Annotated in this window: 15 protein-coding genes; 6 read left to right on the plus strand and 9 right to left on the minus strand. The window is 73.0% G+C overall.

Annotation, left to right across the window (positions count from 1 at the left end):
• Positions 1-6 precede the first annotated feature (6 nt).
• Positions 7-993: a GlxA family transcriptional regulator gene (locus ABEA93_RS16865; protein WP_345676379.1), complete on the minus strand. Its 987-nt coding sequence runs from the start codon at positions 991-993 to the stop codon at positions 7-9.
• A gap of 119 nt (positions 994-1112) precedes the next feature.
• Here ABEA93_RS16865 and ABEA93_RS16870 point away from each other — a divergent pair, with 119 nt between their 5' ends.
• Entirely contained in the window at positions 1113-1934 is an 822-nt protein-coding gene (locus ABEA93_RS16870; RefSeq protein WP_345676381.1) for a dienelactone hydrolase family protein, read from the plus strand.
• 39 nt (positions 1935-1973) lie between these two features.
• On the opposite strand, the gene ABEA93_RS16875 is transcribed toward ABEA93_RS16870, so the two are convergent.
• Positions 1974-2690, minus strand: coding sequence for a VIT1/CCC1 transporter family protein (locus ABEA93_RS16875; protein WP_345676539.1), 717 nt, complete (start codon positions 2688-2690; stop codon positions 1974-1976).
• A 237-nt stretch (positions 2691-2927) separates the two neighbouring features.
• Here ABEA93_RS16875 and ABEA93_RS16880 point away from each other — a divergent pair, with 237 nt between their 5' ends.
• Positions 2928-3488, plus strand: coding sequence for an AAA family ATPase (locus tag ABEA93_RS16880; protein ID WP_345676382.1), 561 nt, complete (start codon positions 2928-2930; stop codon positions 3486-3488).
• A gap of 45 nt (positions 3489-3533) precedes the next feature.
• On the opposite strand, the gene ABEA93_RS16885 is transcribed toward ABEA93_RS16880, so the two are convergent.
• Positions 3534-4172 (minus strand): TetR/AcrR family transcriptional regulator, encoded by a 639-nt coding sequence (locus ABEA93_RS16885; RefSeq protein WP_345676383.1) that lies wholly within the window; start codon positions 4170-4172, stop codon positions 3534-3536.
• A gap of 47 nt (positions 4173-4219) precedes the next feature.
• Between ABEA93_RS16885 and ABEA93_RS16890 the strand changes: the two genes are divergently transcribed.
• Positions 4220-4765 (plus strand): GNAT family N-acetyltransferase, encoded by a 546-nt coding sequence (locus ABEA93_RS16890; RefSeq protein ID WP_345676384.1) that lies wholly within the window; start codon positions 4220-4222, stop codon positions 4763-4765.
• A 22-nt stretch (positions 4766-4787) separates the two neighbouring features.
• On the opposite strand, the gene ABEA93_RS16895 is transcribed toward ABEA93_RS16890, so the two are convergent.
• Complete coding sequence (locus ABEA93_RS16895) at positions 4788-6251, minus strand: SDR family NAD(P)-dependent oxidoreductase (protein WP_345676385.1); 1464 nt, start codon at positions 6249-6251, stop codon at positions 4788-4790.
• Positions 6252-6499: 248 nt separating this feature from the next.
• Here ABEA93_RS16895 and ABEA93_RS16900 point away from each other — a divergent pair, with 248 nt between their 5' ends.
• The gene (locus ABEA93_RS16900) at positions 6500-6865 is read left to right on the plus strand and encodes an iron chelate uptake ABC transporter family permease subunit (protein ID WP_425584967.1); all 366 of its coding nucleotides are present in this window, start codon (positions 6500-6502) and stop codon (positions 6863-6865) included.
• Positions 6866-6999: 134 nt separating this feature from the next.
• On the opposite strand, the gene ABEA93_RS16905 is transcribed toward ABEA93_RS16900, so the two are convergent.
• The 3 genes from ABEA93_RS16905 to ABEA93_RS16915 form a co-directional block, all read right to left on the minus strand.
• Positions 7000-7815, minus strand: coding sequence for a crotonase/enoyl-CoA hydratase family protein (locus ABEA93_RS16905; RefSeq protein ID WP_345676386.1), 816 nt, complete (start codon positions 7813-7815; stop codon positions 7000-7002).
• A gap of 77 nt (positions 7816-7892) precedes the next feature.
• On the minus strand, positions 7893-9095 hold the full coding sequence (locus ABEA93_RS16910) for an acyl-CoA dehydrogenase family protein (RefSeq protein ID WP_345676387.1): 1203 nt from the start codon (positions 9093-9095) through the stop codon (positions 7893-7895).
• 117 nt (positions 9096-9212) lie between these two features.
• Complete coding sequence (locus ABEA93_RS16915) at positions 9213-9746, minus strand: MarR family winged helix-turn-helix transcriptional regulator (protein ID WP_345676388.1); 534 nt, start codon at positions 9744-9746, stop codon at positions 9213-9215.
• A gap of 161 nt (positions 9747-9907) precedes the next feature.
• On the opposite strand from ABEA93_RS16915, the gene ABEA93_RS16920 reads away from it, so the two are divergent.
• Entirely contained in the window at positions 9908-11365 is a 1458-nt protein-coding gene (locus ABEA93_RS16920; protein ID WP_345676389.1) for an aldehyde dehydrogenase family protein, read from the plus strand.
• A 109-nt stretch (positions 11366-11474) separates the two neighbouring features.
• Here ABEA93_RS16920 and ABEA93_RS16925 read toward each other — a convergent pair whose 3' ends face one another.
• A complete protein-coding gene (locus ABEA93_RS16925; RefSeq protein ID WP_345676390.1) occupies positions 11475-12113 on the minus strand; it encodes a CGNR zinc finger domain-containing protein in 639 nt (212 codons plus the stop codon).
• A gap of 75 nt (positions 12114-12188) precedes the next feature.
• Here ABEA93_RS16925 and ABEA93_RS16930 point away from each other — a divergent pair, with 75 nt between their 5' ends.
• The gene (locus ABEA93_RS16930) at positions 12189-13421 is read left to right on the plus strand and encodes an MFS transporter (RefSeq protein WP_345676391.1); all 1233 of its coding nucleotides are present in this window, start codon (positions 12189-12191) and stop codon (positions 13419-13421) included.
• A 90-nt stretch (positions 13422-13511) separates the two neighbouring features.
• Here ABEA93_RS16930 and helR read toward each other — a convergent pair whose 3' ends face one another.
• On the minus strand, positions 13512-15737 hold the full coding sequence (gene helR, locus ABEA93_RS16935; RefSeq protein WP_345676392.1) for an RNA polymerase recycling motor ATPase HelR: 2226 nt from the start codon (positions 15735-15737) through the stop codon (positions 13512-13514).
• Between the last annotated feature and the right edge of the window lie 273 nt (positions 15738-16010).

Below are 16010 nucleotides of genomic sequence, written 5' to 3' on the forward strand. Positions count from 1 at the left end.
ACCCCGTCACCCGGGTCCGCCCCCGCGCCGGAACCTCGCCCGGTACTCCCCGGGCCCGCGCCCGGTATGCCGCGCGAACACCTGGCCGAAGCTCCCCGGCGTCCGGTACCCGACCTCGGCCGCGATCGCCGCGACCGTGCGGTCGGTCGTCTCCAGCAACTGCCGGGCCCGGCGCACCCGCGCCGTATGCAGGTACGTCAGCGGCGTCCCGCCGGTCTCGGCCCCGAACCGCCGCAGCATCGTCCGGGTGCTCACATGGAACGCCGCGGCGAGCGCCGGCAGGTCGTACCGGTCGGCCAGCCGGCGGTCGAGCCACCGCCGCACCTCGTGCGCGAAGTCCCCGCCCGCCGGGGGCAGCAGCGCGGTGTCGACGTACGGCGTCTGCCGCGACCGCGCGTCGTCGAGGAGCGCGACCCGGGCGGTGCCGCGCGCGACCCGCGGACCGGCGTAGGTGCCGACCAGTCCCAACGCGAAGTCGTACATCGCACTGAACGCCCCGGTCGTCGTCACGCCGCCGTCCGTCACCACCAACTCGTCCGCACGCACCCGCACATCCGGGTACCGCCGGGCCAGCCGGTCCGCGAACAGCCACGACGTCGTAGCCCCCCGGCCCGCCAGCAACCCCGCCTCGGCGACCAGGAACGCGCCCACGCAGATCGCCGCGACCGCACCCCCCGATTCGGCCTGCGCGCGGATTCCCGCGATCTCCGGGGCGAGCCCGCCGAGGAACGCCCCGATGTCGAGCCCCGGCGCCCACGCGAACCCCGGCACGACCAGCACGTCGACCGGCCGCATCGCGGCCACGTCCAGCGCGGCGCCGCCGGATGCCGCGACCCGCCGCCGCGGCGACACGACGTGGACCTCGTACGACCGCCGCGCATCGCCGTACCCGGACGCCACATGCCCCGCCATCGTCAGCAGGTCCGGCACGCCGAACACCTCGGACGCGAAGCACTCGGGATAGGCCAGGACACCCACGCGCACGAGATCCACAAGCCACCTCCCGGCCGCCGTCGCACGGCGCGATCGCCACGCTGCATGGCGAGATCGACGTACTGCATGGCGATACCGCCACTCGTGCCCGAGCGTAGCAACCGGCCAGGATCGCTCCCATGACCCGCTCTCACGCCGGCCTCGACGACCCTCTGGCCGACTTCACCCGCACCACCGTGACCGTCGACGGCATCGCCAAGACCGTCCATGTCACCGGATCCGGTCCCGCCGTCGTCCTCATGCCGGAGATGCCGGGGATCAGCCCCGACGTCGCCCGGTTCGCCCGCTGGATCCGCGACGCGGGGCTCTCGGTGTACGTGCCGTCGCTGTTCGGCACCGACGGCGCCTACCCCGCCGCCGACGCCGGCCTTGCCGTGATGCGCCGCGCCTGCGTGAGCGCCGAGTTCCGGGTCCTCGCCGGAAGCGGCACCAGCCCCGTGGCCGCCTGGCTCCGCGGCCTCGCCCGCTTCGCCCATGCGGAACGCGGCGGCCCCGGCGTCGGCGCGGTCGGCATGTGCTTCACCGGTAACTTCGCACTGACCATGGTCCTGGAACCCGCGGTGATCGCCCCCGTCGTCAACCACCCGTCACTCCCGCTCGACGACCCCGCGGCCCTGGAGATCGGCGACGACGATGCCGCGGCCGTGGCCGCGCGGGTCGCGCGCGACGGCCTGAAGGTGCTCGCCTACCGCTTCGAGAACGACGCGTTCTGCACCGGGCAGCGGTTCGCCGCCTACCGGGCGCTGCTGGGCGACGCGTTCGACGGCCGCGTCCTCCCCGACGACGCGGCGAACCCGGAGCCGCCGCCGTTCTTCCGCGACGTCGTCGGCTGCGCCCACAGCGTGGTCACCGCGCACTTCGTCGACGAAGCGGGCCACCCGACGGTGCGGGCCCGCGACGAGATCCTGGCGTTCCTGGCCGAGCGGCTCAAGGCGGGGTGACGGCGGGGGCGGGACGCCGCACACCGCTGTCCGGACGTCTCACACCCCCGACACGTGCAGCAGCGCGCCCGTCGCGTACGTCACGGCCATGGCCAAGCCGCCGCCCGCCACGTTCCGGACCACCGCAACCCCGGGCGGCGATCCGCCCATCCGCGCGCTCGACCACCCGCAGAGCAGCAGCGCGGCGAGCGACGACACGACCGTCACCGGCACGCGCCAGTCGTGCGGCGGCAGCAGGATCGCCAGGAGTGGCAGGAGCGCGCCGACGGCGAACGACCCGAAGCTGGCCAGGGCGGCTTCCCAGGGGTTGGTCAACTCGTCCGGGTCGAGCCGCAGTTCGGTTTCAGCGTGGGCGGCGAGGGCGTCATGGCGGGTGAGGGCGACGGCGACCTCGCGGGCCAGGTCGTCGGGCAGGCCCTTGGCGATGTAGGCGTCGGTGAGTTCGGTGAGTTCGGCGTCCGGGTCTTCGGCGAGTTCGCGCCGTTCGCGTTCGATGGCGGCGCGTTCGGCATCGCGTTGCGTGCTGACCGACACGTACTCGCCCGCGGCCATCGACAGCGCGCCCGCGAGCAGCCCGGCGAGGCCCGCGGTGAGGATCGCCGACCGGGATCCCGCGGCGCCCGCGACACCGAGGACGAGGCCGGCCGTCGACACCACGCCGTCGTTGGCGCCGAGGACGGCGGCGCGCAGCCAGTTGAGCCGGGACGCGAGGCCTTCCGGGGGGTTGTCCGCGGTCGGGACGAGCTGTTCGGCCATCCGGGTCACGCCCGATCCGCGGCCGGGCGCGTCGGTGCCGGACACGGCCGTTCCGTCACCGCGCCACCTCCGTACCGCGCTCGCGCCTCAGGAGAATTCTCACGTACCACGGCTCTCACTGGACCACGGAAAGCGCTTGCGCACCACCGGGGGGTTGGGGCGATGGTGGCCGCGACTACGCTGCGACGCGCAATACCGCGCGGTGTCGCGTCCCCCGACCCGGAACGGAGCATCTTCATGTCCGAGCCTGCCGAGAATCCGCCCGGCCGCGTCGTCGTCCTCACCGGACCGCCCGGGGCCGGCAAGAGCACGGTGGCGCCGCGGCTGGCCGACGCCTTTCCGGCGAGTGTCCATCTGCATGCCGACGACTTCTGGGCGTTCCTGCGCCGCGGCGCGATTCCCCCGTACCTGCCGGCGGCGCAGCGGCAGAACGAAGTCGTCGTCGGGGTGCTCGCCGACGCGGCGTTCGGCTATGCGGCGGGCGGCTACACGGTGATCCTCGACGGCATCGTGGGCCCGTGGTTCCTCGACCCGTTCCGGGAGTGCGCGAAGGCCACCGGGATCGAACTGCACTACACGGTGCTGCGGCCCGACGAGGAGACCACCGTCACCCGGGCCACCGGGCGCACGGCGGCGACCGCGCTGACGGATGCGGCGTCGGTGCGGCACATGCACGAGCAGTTCGCGGACCTGGGTGCGTTCGAGGAGCACGTGCTGGATTCGAGCGCGATGTCGGCCGCGGACACCGCGGCTTGGGTGCTGGACCGGGTGCGGGACGGCCGGCTGGTGCTTGCCTGACGGGGTCCGAACCCCGGCCCGGAAACCGGAAGGCCCGGCACCGCGTCACGCGGTGCCGGGCCTTGCCGCATCCTGCGGGGGCCGGTCACTCGCGGCGCGGCGGTCTCGGGCAGCGGGTGCGGTGCCGAACGCGCCGTCCAGGAACCGGTGCCAGGCCGCGTCGACGCGCGGCTGGGACGCCCCGGCGCCGGCGGGCTCTTGGGCGATGGCGTCGAGCAGGAGTCCGCGCAGCACCGCGAGCGCGAGGGTGGCGGGGATGTCGGTGTCGGCGAAGAGTCGCTCGAACGGGGGGAGCCAGTCGTCCAGGGAGGCGGTGGCGAAACCGTGCCAGGGGCCGTCGTCGCCGGGGGAGCGGACGTAGCCCTCGAAGAACAGGCGGAGGGTGGAGCGGCGGTGCGGCGCGGTGCACCACTCCCACAGCAGTTCGAGTGCCGCGCGCGGGTCGGCCGCTTCGGCGTACGCGCGTTCGACGAGCGCGAGTTGCTCTTCGCGGCCGGCCGCGAGGACTTCGCGCATGAGGCCGTCTTTCGACCCGAACAGGTAGAGCAGGACGCGCGGGCTCGACCCGATCGCGGCGGCGAGCGGACGGAGCGACAGATCGGACAGGTTGTGCTCGGCGGCGTAGGCGAGGGCGGCCGCGAGGAGCTCACGGCGGCGCGGCGAGGCTTCCGCAGGTTCGGGCACCGGGGTTATCCTCCACTGAAACGAGTGTTTCAGTGAAGGGTAGCGCGATGGAGGACTCCGGGAACACGGGCCGGCCCCCGGCGGGCGAGGTCGTGGTGCGGGACGGCACGCGTCCGGGCGACCTGGGCGCGGTCGCCGCCCTGCATGGCACGCTGTACACCGCCGAGTACGGCATGGACACGACGATGGAGGCCTACGTCGCCGTGGGCCTCGCCGAACTCGTGATGGCCTGGCACGAGGAGGGCTCGTACGCCGCGGGCCGCCTGTGGGTCGCCGAACTCGACGGCCGCATCGTCGGCGCGACGGGCCTGACCCGCGCCGAGGACGACTGGGGCCAGCTCCGCTGGGTCGTGCTCGCTGCGGAAGCCCGCGGCCGCGGCGTCGGCCGCACCCTGTTCGAACGCGCCATGACCGAGGCCCGCGCCCGCGGGTACCGCGGCGTCCATCTGTGGACCGTCGCCGGCCTCGACGCCGCCCACCACCTCTACAAGTCCGCCGGCTTCCGCCTCACGGACTCCAGCCCGACCCGCAAGTGGGGCGTGGATGCGGTGGAGCAGCGGATGGAGCTGGAGTTCCGCTCGGCTACGCCGTGAAGAGCGCCGTCCACCTGCCCCGTCACCAGTTGGACGGGTGGTAGTCCTTCAGGAAGCAGCCGTACAGGTCGTCGCCGGCTTCGCCGCGGATGACGGGGTCGTAGACGCGGGCCGCGCCGTCGACGAGGTCGAGGGGAGCGTGGAAGCCCTCGTCGTGGAGGCGCATCTTGGTGGGGTGGGGCCGCTCGTCGGTGATCCAGCCGGTGTCGACGGCGGTCATGAGGATGCCGTCGGCGTAGAGGTCGTCGGCGCTGGTGCGGGTCAGCATGTTGAGGGCGGCCTTGGCCATGTTGGTGTGCGGGTGGCCGGCGCCCTTGTAGCCGCGCTGGAAGACGCCTTCCATCGCGGAGACGTTGACCACGTACTTGCGGCGTGCGGGAGCCGCCTTCATCGCCGGGCGCAGGCGGCTCACCAGCAGGAACGGCGCCGTCACGTTGCAGAGTTGGACTTCGAGGAGTTCCAGCGGGTCGACCTCGTGGACGCGCTGGATCCAGCTGTTGGACGCGTCGAGGTCCGGGATCAGGCCGCCCGCGTCGATGGCCGTGCCCGCCTCGATGCGGGCGAGCGTCGCCGAGCCGCTGGTGAGGGCGAGGGCGGTCAGCGCCTGCGGGTCGAGGTCGTCGGGCGCCGGGGACGCGGAGGGGAGGGCGACGTGGCCGGACCCGGCGATGTGGCCGAAGGTGACCGACTCGGGGAGTTCGCCGGCCGGCAGCGGGCCGTCCTCGGCGGCGATCAGCGCGGCGTAGGACTGCGGGGTGCGGCGCACGGTCTGCGCGGCGTTGTTGATGAGGATGTCGAGCGTGCCCGCCTCGGCCACCGAGTCGGCCAGCGCGATCACCTGCGCCGGGTCGCGCAGGTCGATGCCGACGATGCGCAGGCGGTGGATCCACTCGTCGCTGTCCGGCATCGCCTTGAAGCGGCGGATCGCGTCGTTGGGGAAGCGCGTGGTGATGGTGGTGTGCGCGCCGTCGCGGAGCAGCCGGAGCGCGATGTACATGCCGATCTTGGCGCGTCCGCCGGTCAGCAGCGCGCGGCGGCCGGTCAGGTCGGTGCGGGCGTCCCGGCGCTCCCGGTTCTCCTTCGCGCAGCGCGGGCAGAGCTGGTGGTAGAACGCGTCGACCTCGACGTAGCGCTGCTTGCAGATGTAGCAGCCGCGGGAGCGCCGCAATATGCCCGCGAGCGCGCCGACGGTCGACGTGCTGATCGGGATGCCCTGCGTTTCGTCGTCGATGCGGTCCGGCGATCCGGTCGCGGTCGCGGCGGTGACGGCGTCGTCGTTGGCGCGCACGGCGGCCTTGCGGTCGGCGCGGCGGCGTTCCTTGAGGCTCTTCCAGATGTGCGAGGTCGCGTTGCGGACGACTATCGCATCGGGGTGCTCGGTCGGCAGCCCGTCGAGTTCGCGCAGCACCGCGAGGCAGGTGGCGAGGCGCTCGGGGTCGATGCCGGGGACGTCAGGGGCGAGCAGTTCTTCGTTACGCGCTGTCATCCCTGCTGCCGTTTCCCTGGTCGTGTCCGTGGCCCGCGCGGTGCGCCGACCAGGGAACTGTACGTAGCACGGCCGGGGAGCGCCAAACCCCGCCCGGCGAGGTCGGACACTTCGCGGCCTGTGGGCAGGCGACGATGCGGGCGCGGGCGGCGCCGGTGCCGGTGTAGGCCGTGCGGTGCGCGGCCGGCCGGTCGGTGCAGAGGGTGACGTCCGGGCCGAGGGACGCGGCAGCAGGCGGGAACCCGGCGGTGACCGAGTCGGTGGGGGCTCAGGGCGACGACGTGGCACGCGGGCTCGGCATCCACGTGGTGCGGACCCGGCTGGCGCTGCTCATCGCCGCCACATGTCTGGCCGCGGTCGCGGTCGTGGCCGCCTGGCTGGTGTCGTTCGTCGCGCTCGCCTCCCCGCAGATCGCCAAGCGGCTCACCGGGCGCGCCGAAATCCCGCTGGTCGCCGACGCGTTGACCGGTGCCGTGCTGCTGATCGGTGCGGACTTGGCGGGACGCACGCTGTTGTCGCCGACGGAGATCCCGGTGGGAGTCGTGACCGGGGTCGTCGGCGCGCCGCATCTGATGTGGCTGTTGGCACGGGGGAATCGGGTGGGGAAGGGCTGACGGCTTGCTCTTCCGGAAATGGCTTTGCGCAAAGCGACTTTGCACAAAGCCACGTCCGGAACAGCGGAACAGCGGAACGTCGGCGGGTCGGAACTCCGGCGGTTCCGGCCCGCCGCCGGTCTGCCGGTGCCGGGTCAGCGGCCCTTGAACTCGGGCGTCTTCTTCTCGGCGAACGCGCGCGGCCCGGTCTTGGCGTCCTCGCTGAGGAAGACCCGCATGCCGATCTCCGACTCGATCTTGAACGCCTCGTCCTCGGGCAGTTCGTCGGTCTCGCGCAGCACGCGCAGGACCGCCTGCACCGCGATCGGGCCGTTCGCGGCGATCGTGTGCGCGATCTCCTTGGCCTTCTCCAACGCGGTGCCGTCCGGCACCAGGTGCGAGATCAGGCCGAGGTCCTTCGCCTCCGGCGCGTGGAAGTGGCGGCCGGTCAGCAGGATGTCCGCGGCGGCGGTGTACGGGATCTGGCGGCGCAGCCGCACCGCCGAACCGCCCAGCGGGAACAGGCCCCACTTGACCTCGGACACCCCGAACCGGGCCGACTCGCCCGCGACCCGGATGTCGGTCGACTGGAGGATCTCGGTGCCGCCCGCGATCGCCGGGCCTTCGACGGCGGCGATCAGCGGCTTCTTGAGCGTGAAGCCCTTGAGGATCCACTTCATCACCGACATGTCCAGCGCCAGCTTCGTGCCGTCGCCGTCGCCCTTGAAAGCGTCGCCCGGCGCGCTGCGGCTCATGTTCTTCAGGTCCGCGCCCGCGCAGAACGCCCCGCCGGCACCGGTGAGGATCGCGACCCGGATCCCGTCGTCCTCGTTGACCAGGTCCCACGCCTCTTCCAGGAGGCTCATCATCTCCGTGGTGAGCGCGTTGCGGGCCTCGGGCCGGTTGAGCGTGACGACCAGGACGTGGCCGTCACGCTCGATCAGCACCGGGGGAGCGGGGGATTCCGACATCGGTGGTTCCTTTCCTGGGTGGATGAGGCCTCGGCGGAGAGGGTGGCGTACCGCGGGCCGGTGAGGGGTGCGTCCGGTCAGCGCGGCGGCCGGGGCAGCCCGAGTCCCAGCATGGCGATCATGTCCCGCTGGATCTCGTTGGTGCCGCCGCCGAAGGTGAGCATCAGGCAGATGCGGTACATCTGCTCGACCTTGGCGCGGATCCGCCCGCCCAGGTCGTCCTCGGCCGCCGGCATGCGGAGGTAGGCCTCTTCGCCGAAGATCTCCATGAGCAGCCGGTACGCCTCGACGTACAGTTCGGTGCCGAACACCTTCGTCGTCGACGCCTGCGCGGGCCCGAACTTCGCGCCGTGGTCGGCACCCCACGCGGCCTTCCAGTTGAGCAGCTTCAGGTACTCGGTGCGGGCGTGCAGGCGGCCGAGGTTGAGCTGCACCGACTCGCGGTCGATGACCCGGGAGCCGTCGGGGAGTTCGGTCTCCGACGCCCAGCGGTGGGTCTGGTTGACGAGGAGTTGCAGGCCGTACGCCGAGCACAGCGCGACGCGCTCGTGGTTGAGCTGCCCGGTGATGAGCTTCCACCCGTCGCCGGGCTCGCCGACGAGCGCGGACGCGGGGACCCGGACGTTGTCGTACACCGTGGCCGTCGTGACCTGCCCGGTCAGCGTCGGCACCGGGCTCCACGAGAAGCCGGGGGTGTCGGTCGGAACGCAGAACACCGACAGGCCCTTGTGCCGCGGCTGGTCGGGGTCGGTGCGGACGGCCAGCCAGACGTAGTCCGCGACGCTCGCCAGCGACGTCCACATTTTCTGGCCGTTGATCACCCAGTGGTCGCCGTCGCGGACCGCGCTGGTGCGCAGGGCGGCCAGGTCGGTGCCCGCGTCGGGCTCGGAGTAGCCGATGGCGAAGTGCAGTTCGCCGGCCAGGATCCTGGGGAGGAAGAACGCCTTCTGCTCGTGGCTGCCGAACTCCATGATCGCGGGGCCGACGCTGTTGAGGGTCAGCAGCGGGATGGCGGCGCCCGCGCCCATCGCCTCGTCGTGGAAGATCAGCTGCTCGATGTTGGTGCGGTCCTGGCCGCCGTACTCCTTCGGCCAGCCGATGCCGAGCCACCCGTCTTGGCCCATGCGGCGGATCACCCGGCAGTACGCGCTGTCCCGGTCCAGCGCGGCGCCTTCGCCGCGGTTCACTTCCTCGCGGATCTCCGGCGTCATGATCCCGGCGAAGTACGCGCGCAACTCGCGGCGGAGTTGCTCCTGCTCCGGGGTGTAGGCGATGTGCATACGACCTCCGTCGGTCGGTGGGGTGGAGCGGGTCTGTTCCTTGCGGGGCTGTGCTTTGCGGTTTTTGTGGATGTTTGTGGGTTTCTGCGGGTGTTCGCAGGTCTTTGCAGGCTCGGGTCAGTCTCCGCCGCGCAGTTCGCGGAAGGAGTCGCGGAAGCGGGTGAGCAGGGTGGCGAGCTGGGCGCGCTCGGCGGGGTCCCAGTCGCGCCACACGGTGGAGATGTCGCGCAGCCACACCTGCCGGACCCGCTCGCGGACGTCCAGCCCCGCTTCGGTGAGGTGCAGGCGCACGGCCCGGCCGTCCCGCGGATCGGTGTCCCGGTGCACCAGCCCGTGCTCTTCGAGCGGCCGGATCTGCCGGCTGGCCGTCGACTGCTCGACCCCCAGCCGCTCGGCGATCTCCTTCACCCCGAGCGGCCCGTGGCGATGCAGCACGAACAGGATCGAAATCGCCGACCGCGGCAGCGACCGCCCCGACGCGGCCTCGATCCGCGCGCGGTACCCGGGCGCACGATCGGCCTCGACGACGAGCGTGATGAACGCGCTGACCATGGCCTCGGGCGCGTCGTCGGGGACGGGATCCGGGAGGGGAGCCGCGGCGCTCGGGGTGCCGGGGGTGCCGGGGGTGCCGGGGGGTGGGTCGGCGGGCATGGGCGGATGCTTGCAGGTGTACATGCAATTCACAAGGGTCGGGGTGGGGTGGCGTGCCGCCGGCGGATACATGAATCAATCAATCGTTTGAATTCTCTTGCGGCTGCGGGGCTTCCCCGTTAGAACCGTGGCGGGTAGGGGTCTTCGGCGGAGAGGGCGGCGTGGTGCGCGAGTTCGGGAATCTGGTGGGCGGCAAGGTTCTTCCGGCGGCGGGTGGTGCGTGGCTGGATTCCGTGAACCCGTCGACCGGGGAGGCGTGGGCCCGGGTGCCGCGGTCGGGTGCCGTGGACGCGGAGGCCGCGGTGGAGGCCGCGCGGAGCGCGTTTCCGGGATGGGCGGCGCTGCCGCCCGCGCGGCGCGCGATGTACCTCAAGGCGGTGGCGCGCGTCGTCGCCGAGCACGCGGCGGAACTCGCCGAGATCGAGGCCCGGGACAACGGTCGGATCATCCGCGACGTGGCCGGCGGCGACCTGCCCGGCGTCGCCTATATGTGGGACGCGTTCGCGGGCGAGTGCGATGCCGCGGTGCGCGGCATGAGCACGCAGGTCGGGCCGACCACGGTCGGTCTGACCCGGCGTGAGCCCTACGGCGTCGTACTCGGCATCATCCCCTGGAACGCGCCGCTCCCCACCCTCACCGCGAAGGCCGGTGCCGCGCTCGCCGCCGGCAACACCGCGGTGATCAAGCCCGCCGAGCAGGCGTCCGCGTCGTCGCTGCGGTTCGCCGAACTGGTGGCGGACGTGCTGCCGCCCGGCGTCCTCAACATCGTCGCGGGCCTCGGCGAGGAGGTCGGCGACCCGCTGGTCCGGCACGCGGGAATCGACCGGATCTCGCTCACCGGCTCGACCGCGACCGGGCAGGTCGTCACCCGTGCCTCCGCCGACCACCTCAAGCCGCTGGCGCTCGAACTCGGCGGCAAGTCCCCGAACATCGTCTTTGCCGACGCCGACCTCGACGCCGCCGCCGTCGGCGCCACCACCACGGCCGTCTTCACCGGCAACGCGGGCCAGGTCTGCTACGCCGGGACCCGGATCCTCGTCGAACACTCCGTCTTCGACGACTTCGTCGAGCGGATGCGGGCCGCGGTGGCGGGCGTCGTGCTGGGCGACGCACTCGATCCGGCGACGACGATGGGGCCGATCGTGTCCGCCGAGCAGTTCGCCCGGGTGGCCGGATACCTCGACGGCGCCGCGGGGGAAGGCGCCGAGGCGGTGTTCGGCGGGCGCCGCGGGGCCGCGTTGTTCCCCGACGGATCACCGTACGCCGACGGCTACTTCGTCGAACCGACGCTGCTCCGGGTGCCGGACAACACGCTGCGGGTGTGCCGAGAGGAGATCTTCGGGCCGGTCGCGGTCGTCATGCCGTTCGCCGACGAGGACGACGCGGTGCGGATCGCCAACGACACCGGCTACGGCCTCGCCGCCGGCGTCTGGACGCAGTCCCTCGCCCGCGCGCACCGCATGAGCGCCGCGCTGCACGCCGGGTTCGTCTGGGTCAACACCTATCGCCGTCTGGGCGGCGGCCTCCCGTTCGCGGGCATCGGCGACAGCGGCTACGGCCACGACTCGGTGCTGGAGAACACGCGGGAGAAGTCGGTGATGATCGAACTGCTCGGCTAGGGAGTGTCCGGCCGCGCCCGGACCGGTGTGCGGCCGCTACGACACCCTCTTGCGTTCGTTGTCGGTGATCCAGTCGGTGCTGCCCAACGCCCTGCTGCCGGCCCCGGGACTACTCCGAAGCCGCCGGTCCGCTCCCCGATGCCGACTGCCGCCGCCCCGTCGCCTGCTTCACCGCGACCTTGGCCGTGCTGGCCTTCGCGCGCGTCCGGGCCCGGAAAGCGGCCGCTTTGGCGCGGTTGCCGCAGCCGCGCATGTCGCACCAGCGGCGGGAGCGGCGGTGGGACGCGTCCACGTACAGGCGCGTGCACGGCGTGGCCTCGCATTCGCGGATGAGGACCGCGTCGGGGCCGCCGAGGAGTTCGACGGCGGACCGGGCCACGTCGGCGAGGACGCTCCGGATGTCCCCGGCGCGGCGCACCGTCGCGTCCGCGCCCAGGCGGACGGTGCCGGGTGCGTTGGCGGCGTGCCGGTTGACGGTGGCCAGGTCCTTCCGGGTGAAGCGGGCGCCGGTGCGGGCCGCGGTGGCCAGCCGGTAGACCGCTTCGCGCAGCGTGACCGCGTCCGCGTAGTCCGTGTCGGACGGCGGCTCGGCCAGCGCGCCGCCCGCGGTGCCGGACGCGGCCGCCCACACCGCCAAATCGACGGTTGCGGGCATGAGTTCGATCGGCTCGGTGGTCCGCCGGCCGACCGTGCCGACGAAGTCGAGGGCGAGATTTCCGCTGACGAACGTGAACTCGGGCGCTGACATGCCGTCGATCCTAACCGAATTGACAGGTTACTTTCTCGTCAATAATCTCCGGTAACCACATTGTAGGGTTACTTCTTGGGGGCTCTTGTGACCACGGCGACCACCGCGCCCGTACCGCACACCACCGTCCGGCCGCGGCACCGCTGGGTCGTGCTGGCTCTCGGGGTCGCCGCGCAGGCGGCGTTCTCCGCGATGTTCTCCGGGCTCCCGGTGACGGGCGTCACCATGCGCGCCGACTACGGCTTCAGCACCGGCCAACTGGGATTCGTCATCGGCTGCCTCGGCCTGGGCGTCGCGGCGTCGGACATCGTGTGGGGCTTGCTGACGGATCGGTTCGGCGACCGGCGGATCCTGCTGACGGGGCTGATATCGACGGGATCGGTGCTGGTCGCGATGGCCGCGGTCGCGACGCCCGCGGACGGCACCGGAGTATGGCGGTTGGCCGGATTCCTGTTCGCCGCGGGCGCGCTCGGCGGCAGCGTCAACGGCTCTTCCGGCCGCGCGGTGATGACATGGTTCAGCGATGCCGAGCGCGGATTCGCGATGAGCGTCCGGCAGACCGCGATCCCGGTCGGCGGGGCGGTGGGGGTGGCGGTGCTGCCGCCGGTCGCATCGGCGTACGGATTCCGCGCCGCCTACCTCACCCTCGCCGCGTTCCTGCTGCTCACCGCGGCGGCCACCGCCCGGTGGCTGCGCGCGCCGGGGGAGCCGGCGCCGACGCCGGAAGCGGCCGCGTCGGGCCCGAGCCCGCTGCGCCGCTGGGACGTGTGGCGGGTCGCGCTGGCCGGGGCGCTGCTGACCGTCCCGCAGTTCGCGGTGCTGTCGTTCGCCGGGATCTTCCTGCACGACGCGAAGGGCGCGGGCGCGGCGGCCGCCGCCGTCGCGGTGGTCACGGCGCAACTCGGCGGCGGCGCGCTGCGGATCTGGACGGGGCGGCGCAGCGACCGGGGCGGGGACCGGCGCACGTACATCCGGGTGATCGGCGTGGTCGCGGCGGTCGCGATGGCCGCGGTCGCCGTCCTCACCCACGCGCCGACGCCGGTCGCCGTCCTCGCGTTGGCGGCGGCGGGCGTGGCGGCGAACGCGTGGCACGGCGTGGCCTACACCGAAGTCGCCGTCCTGGCCGGCGCGGACCGCGCGGGCACGGCCCTCGGCCTGGCCGGCACCACGATCTTCGCCGCGGGCTTCCTGACCCCGCTCCTGCTGCCGGTCCTGCACGGCGCGACGTCATGGCCGGTGGTCTGGGCCGCCGCGGCGCTGGCCGCGTTGGCGGCCGTGCCGCTGACGCCGGGCGCGCGGCACCGCTGACGGACCACAGCCGCCGGGTGCGCGGCACGGCGGCGGCTGGAGGCCGAACGGCGAGGTGTGGTGCCGTTCGGCCTTGTCCAAGGCAACGCGTCAGGGGGCGTTGCCGGCTGCCGGGTCGGTCAGGACGGTCAGTTGGCGGGTGGAGCGGGTCATGGCGACGTAGCGGTCGACGGCGCCCTCGATGCCGGTGCCGAAGGTGTCCGGGTCGAGGAGGACGACCAGATCGAATTCGAGGCCCTTCGACAGGTCGGGCGTGAGGGCCTGGACGCGGGGGCGGTCGACGAGCGACTCCCGCAGCCGCCGGTGCTGTTCCGTGTTGGTGATGACGCATGCCACCCCCTCGTCGTGGGTGGCGAGCCACGTGTCGAGGATCGTGTCCAGGTCGGCGAGCGGGCCTCGGGTGACCGGGATGCCGCTTGCGCGGATGGACGTCGGCACGTTGGCGTCCGGCAGCGCGGCGCGGATCACCGGCTCGGCCTCCGCCATGACCTCTTCCGGCGTCCGGTAGTTGACGCTCAGCGACGCGACCTCGATCCGGTCGAAGCCGACGCGTTCCAGACGCTCCCGCCACGATTCGCCGAAGCCGTGCCGGGCCTGTGCGCGGTCGCCGACGATGGTGAAGCTGCGCGACGGGCAGCGCAGCAGCAGCATCTGCCATTCCGCGTCCGTCAGTTCCTGCGCCTCGTCGACGACGATGTGGGCGAACGGACCCGCCAGCGCATCGCGGTCGGCGGCGGGTACGGCGTCCTCGTCGACCAGACTGTTCCGCAGGTCGCCGATGCGCAGCATGCTGACGGCGCCCTCGCCGTCGTCGTCGGCCGCGACGACGTTGTCGATGACGTCGGCCATCCGCTCGCGCTGCGCGGCGAGGTCGGCCTCGCGGCGGCGCTTGCGCAGCGCGGCGTCCGGGTCCCCGAGGCGTTGGCGTGCGGCGTCGAGCAGCGGCAGGTCGGAGACCGTCCACGCGTGCGCGTCGGGGCGCTGGAGGGCGCGGACCTCGTCCGGGGTGAGCGACGGCGCGCACATGCGCAGGTAGGCGGGCACGGACCACAGGTCGCCGACCACGTCGGCGGGGTCGAGGAGAGGCCAGGCGCGGTTGAGTGCGCCGGTGAGGTCCTCGTCGTAGCGGAGCGAGCGGCGGAACAGGTCGGGGCCGATCGTGTCGTCGTGCGCACTGAGCTTGTCGTGGAGGATCGTGGCGAGTTCGTCCCAGATCAGGTCGCGGGCCTCGTTGTGCGGGGTCGCCGCGCCGGGGGCGGCGAAGGCTTCGGCCCAGTCGTCGGCGGTCAGCCGGATGTCGGCCCAGTCGGTCGACACCGTCATGCCGCGGGACGGCGGCTCTTCGTAGAGCCGGACGGCCTTCTCGATCCCCTTCACCAAGTCCGCGGAGGACTTGAGCCGCGCCACCTCGGGGTCGGCTTCCGGCGGCGCGTCCGCGCCCTCGGGGAGGAGGTCGCGGACGGTGCAGGTCAGCACGCCTTCCTCGCCGAGACTGGGGAGGACGTCGGCGACGTAGTTCAGGTACGGCTGGTGCGGCCCGACGAACAGCACGCCGCCGCGGCGGTGGCCGAGGCGGGGGTCGGAGTACAGCAGGTACGCGGTGCGGTGCAGCGCGACGACGGTCTTGCCGGTCCCGGGGCCGCCGTCGACGACCAGCGCGCCGCGGGAGCCGGCCCGGACGACGGCGTCCTGGTCGGCCTGGATGGTGGCCAGCACGTCCCGCATGCGGGACGAGCGGGTGGTGCCGAGGCTCGCGATGAACGCCGACTGGTCGTCGAGCGCGGCGTGCCCGTCGAGGCCGTCGGCGGTGAAGACCTCGTCCCAGTAGTCGCCGACCCGGCCGCGCGTCCAGCGGTACCGGCGGCGGCTGGCGAGCCCCATCGGATCGGCGTGCGTCGCCCCGAAGAACGGCGCGGCGGCAGGCGACCGCCAGTCGACCAGCAGCCGTCGGCCGTCGGCATCGGTGAGGCCGAGCCGTCCGACGTACACAGGATCGTCGGCGCCCTCGGGCACCATGCGGCCGAGGCACAAGTCCAGCCCGAACCGGCGCAGCGCGCGCAGCCGGCCGCTCAGCCGGTACACCTCGACGTCCCGCTCCATCGCGGCCTGCCCCGCCCCGCCGGGCGCCTTCCGCACCGCGTCGAGCTGCTCGGCCACCTCGGCGGTCGCCCGCGCCAGGCTCTCCCCGATCGCCGCGAAATGCGCCTCGTCGCCCCCGATCAGTCCCGGATCGGCCTTCCCGGCCAACCGCTCCGGCAACGCGAACGCACTCCCGCCCTGCGCTCCGCCCCGTTCCGACTTTTCCGACAAACGCACAGACAAAGTGCTAACCGCCCAATCCTTCAGCTTTTGGCTTCGGCGGATGATTCTGCGGGGTCAGGGGGGCCTTGCCGCAAGACCCCCTGTGCGCTATACCTTGAACATGGCGAGGAGAGCACAAGCTCCTCGCCTTTGTGTTTGCCGGACGTGTGCGGCCGGTTGCTCGGGTGCGGGTGGCCGGCTGCGCAGGGCCGTCGACGAGGCGTGCCGGGCGCGACCGCGGCGAGGCGCGAGCCCTCGGCCATGCGGCGCCCGACGGAGTTCCGGCCA

It is taken from the genome of Yinghuangia aomiensis (genome assembly GCF_039542225.1).
Taxonomy (GTDB): Bacteria; Actinomycetota; Actinomycetes; order Streptomycetales; family Streptomycetaceae; genus Yinghuangia; species Yinghuangia aomiensis.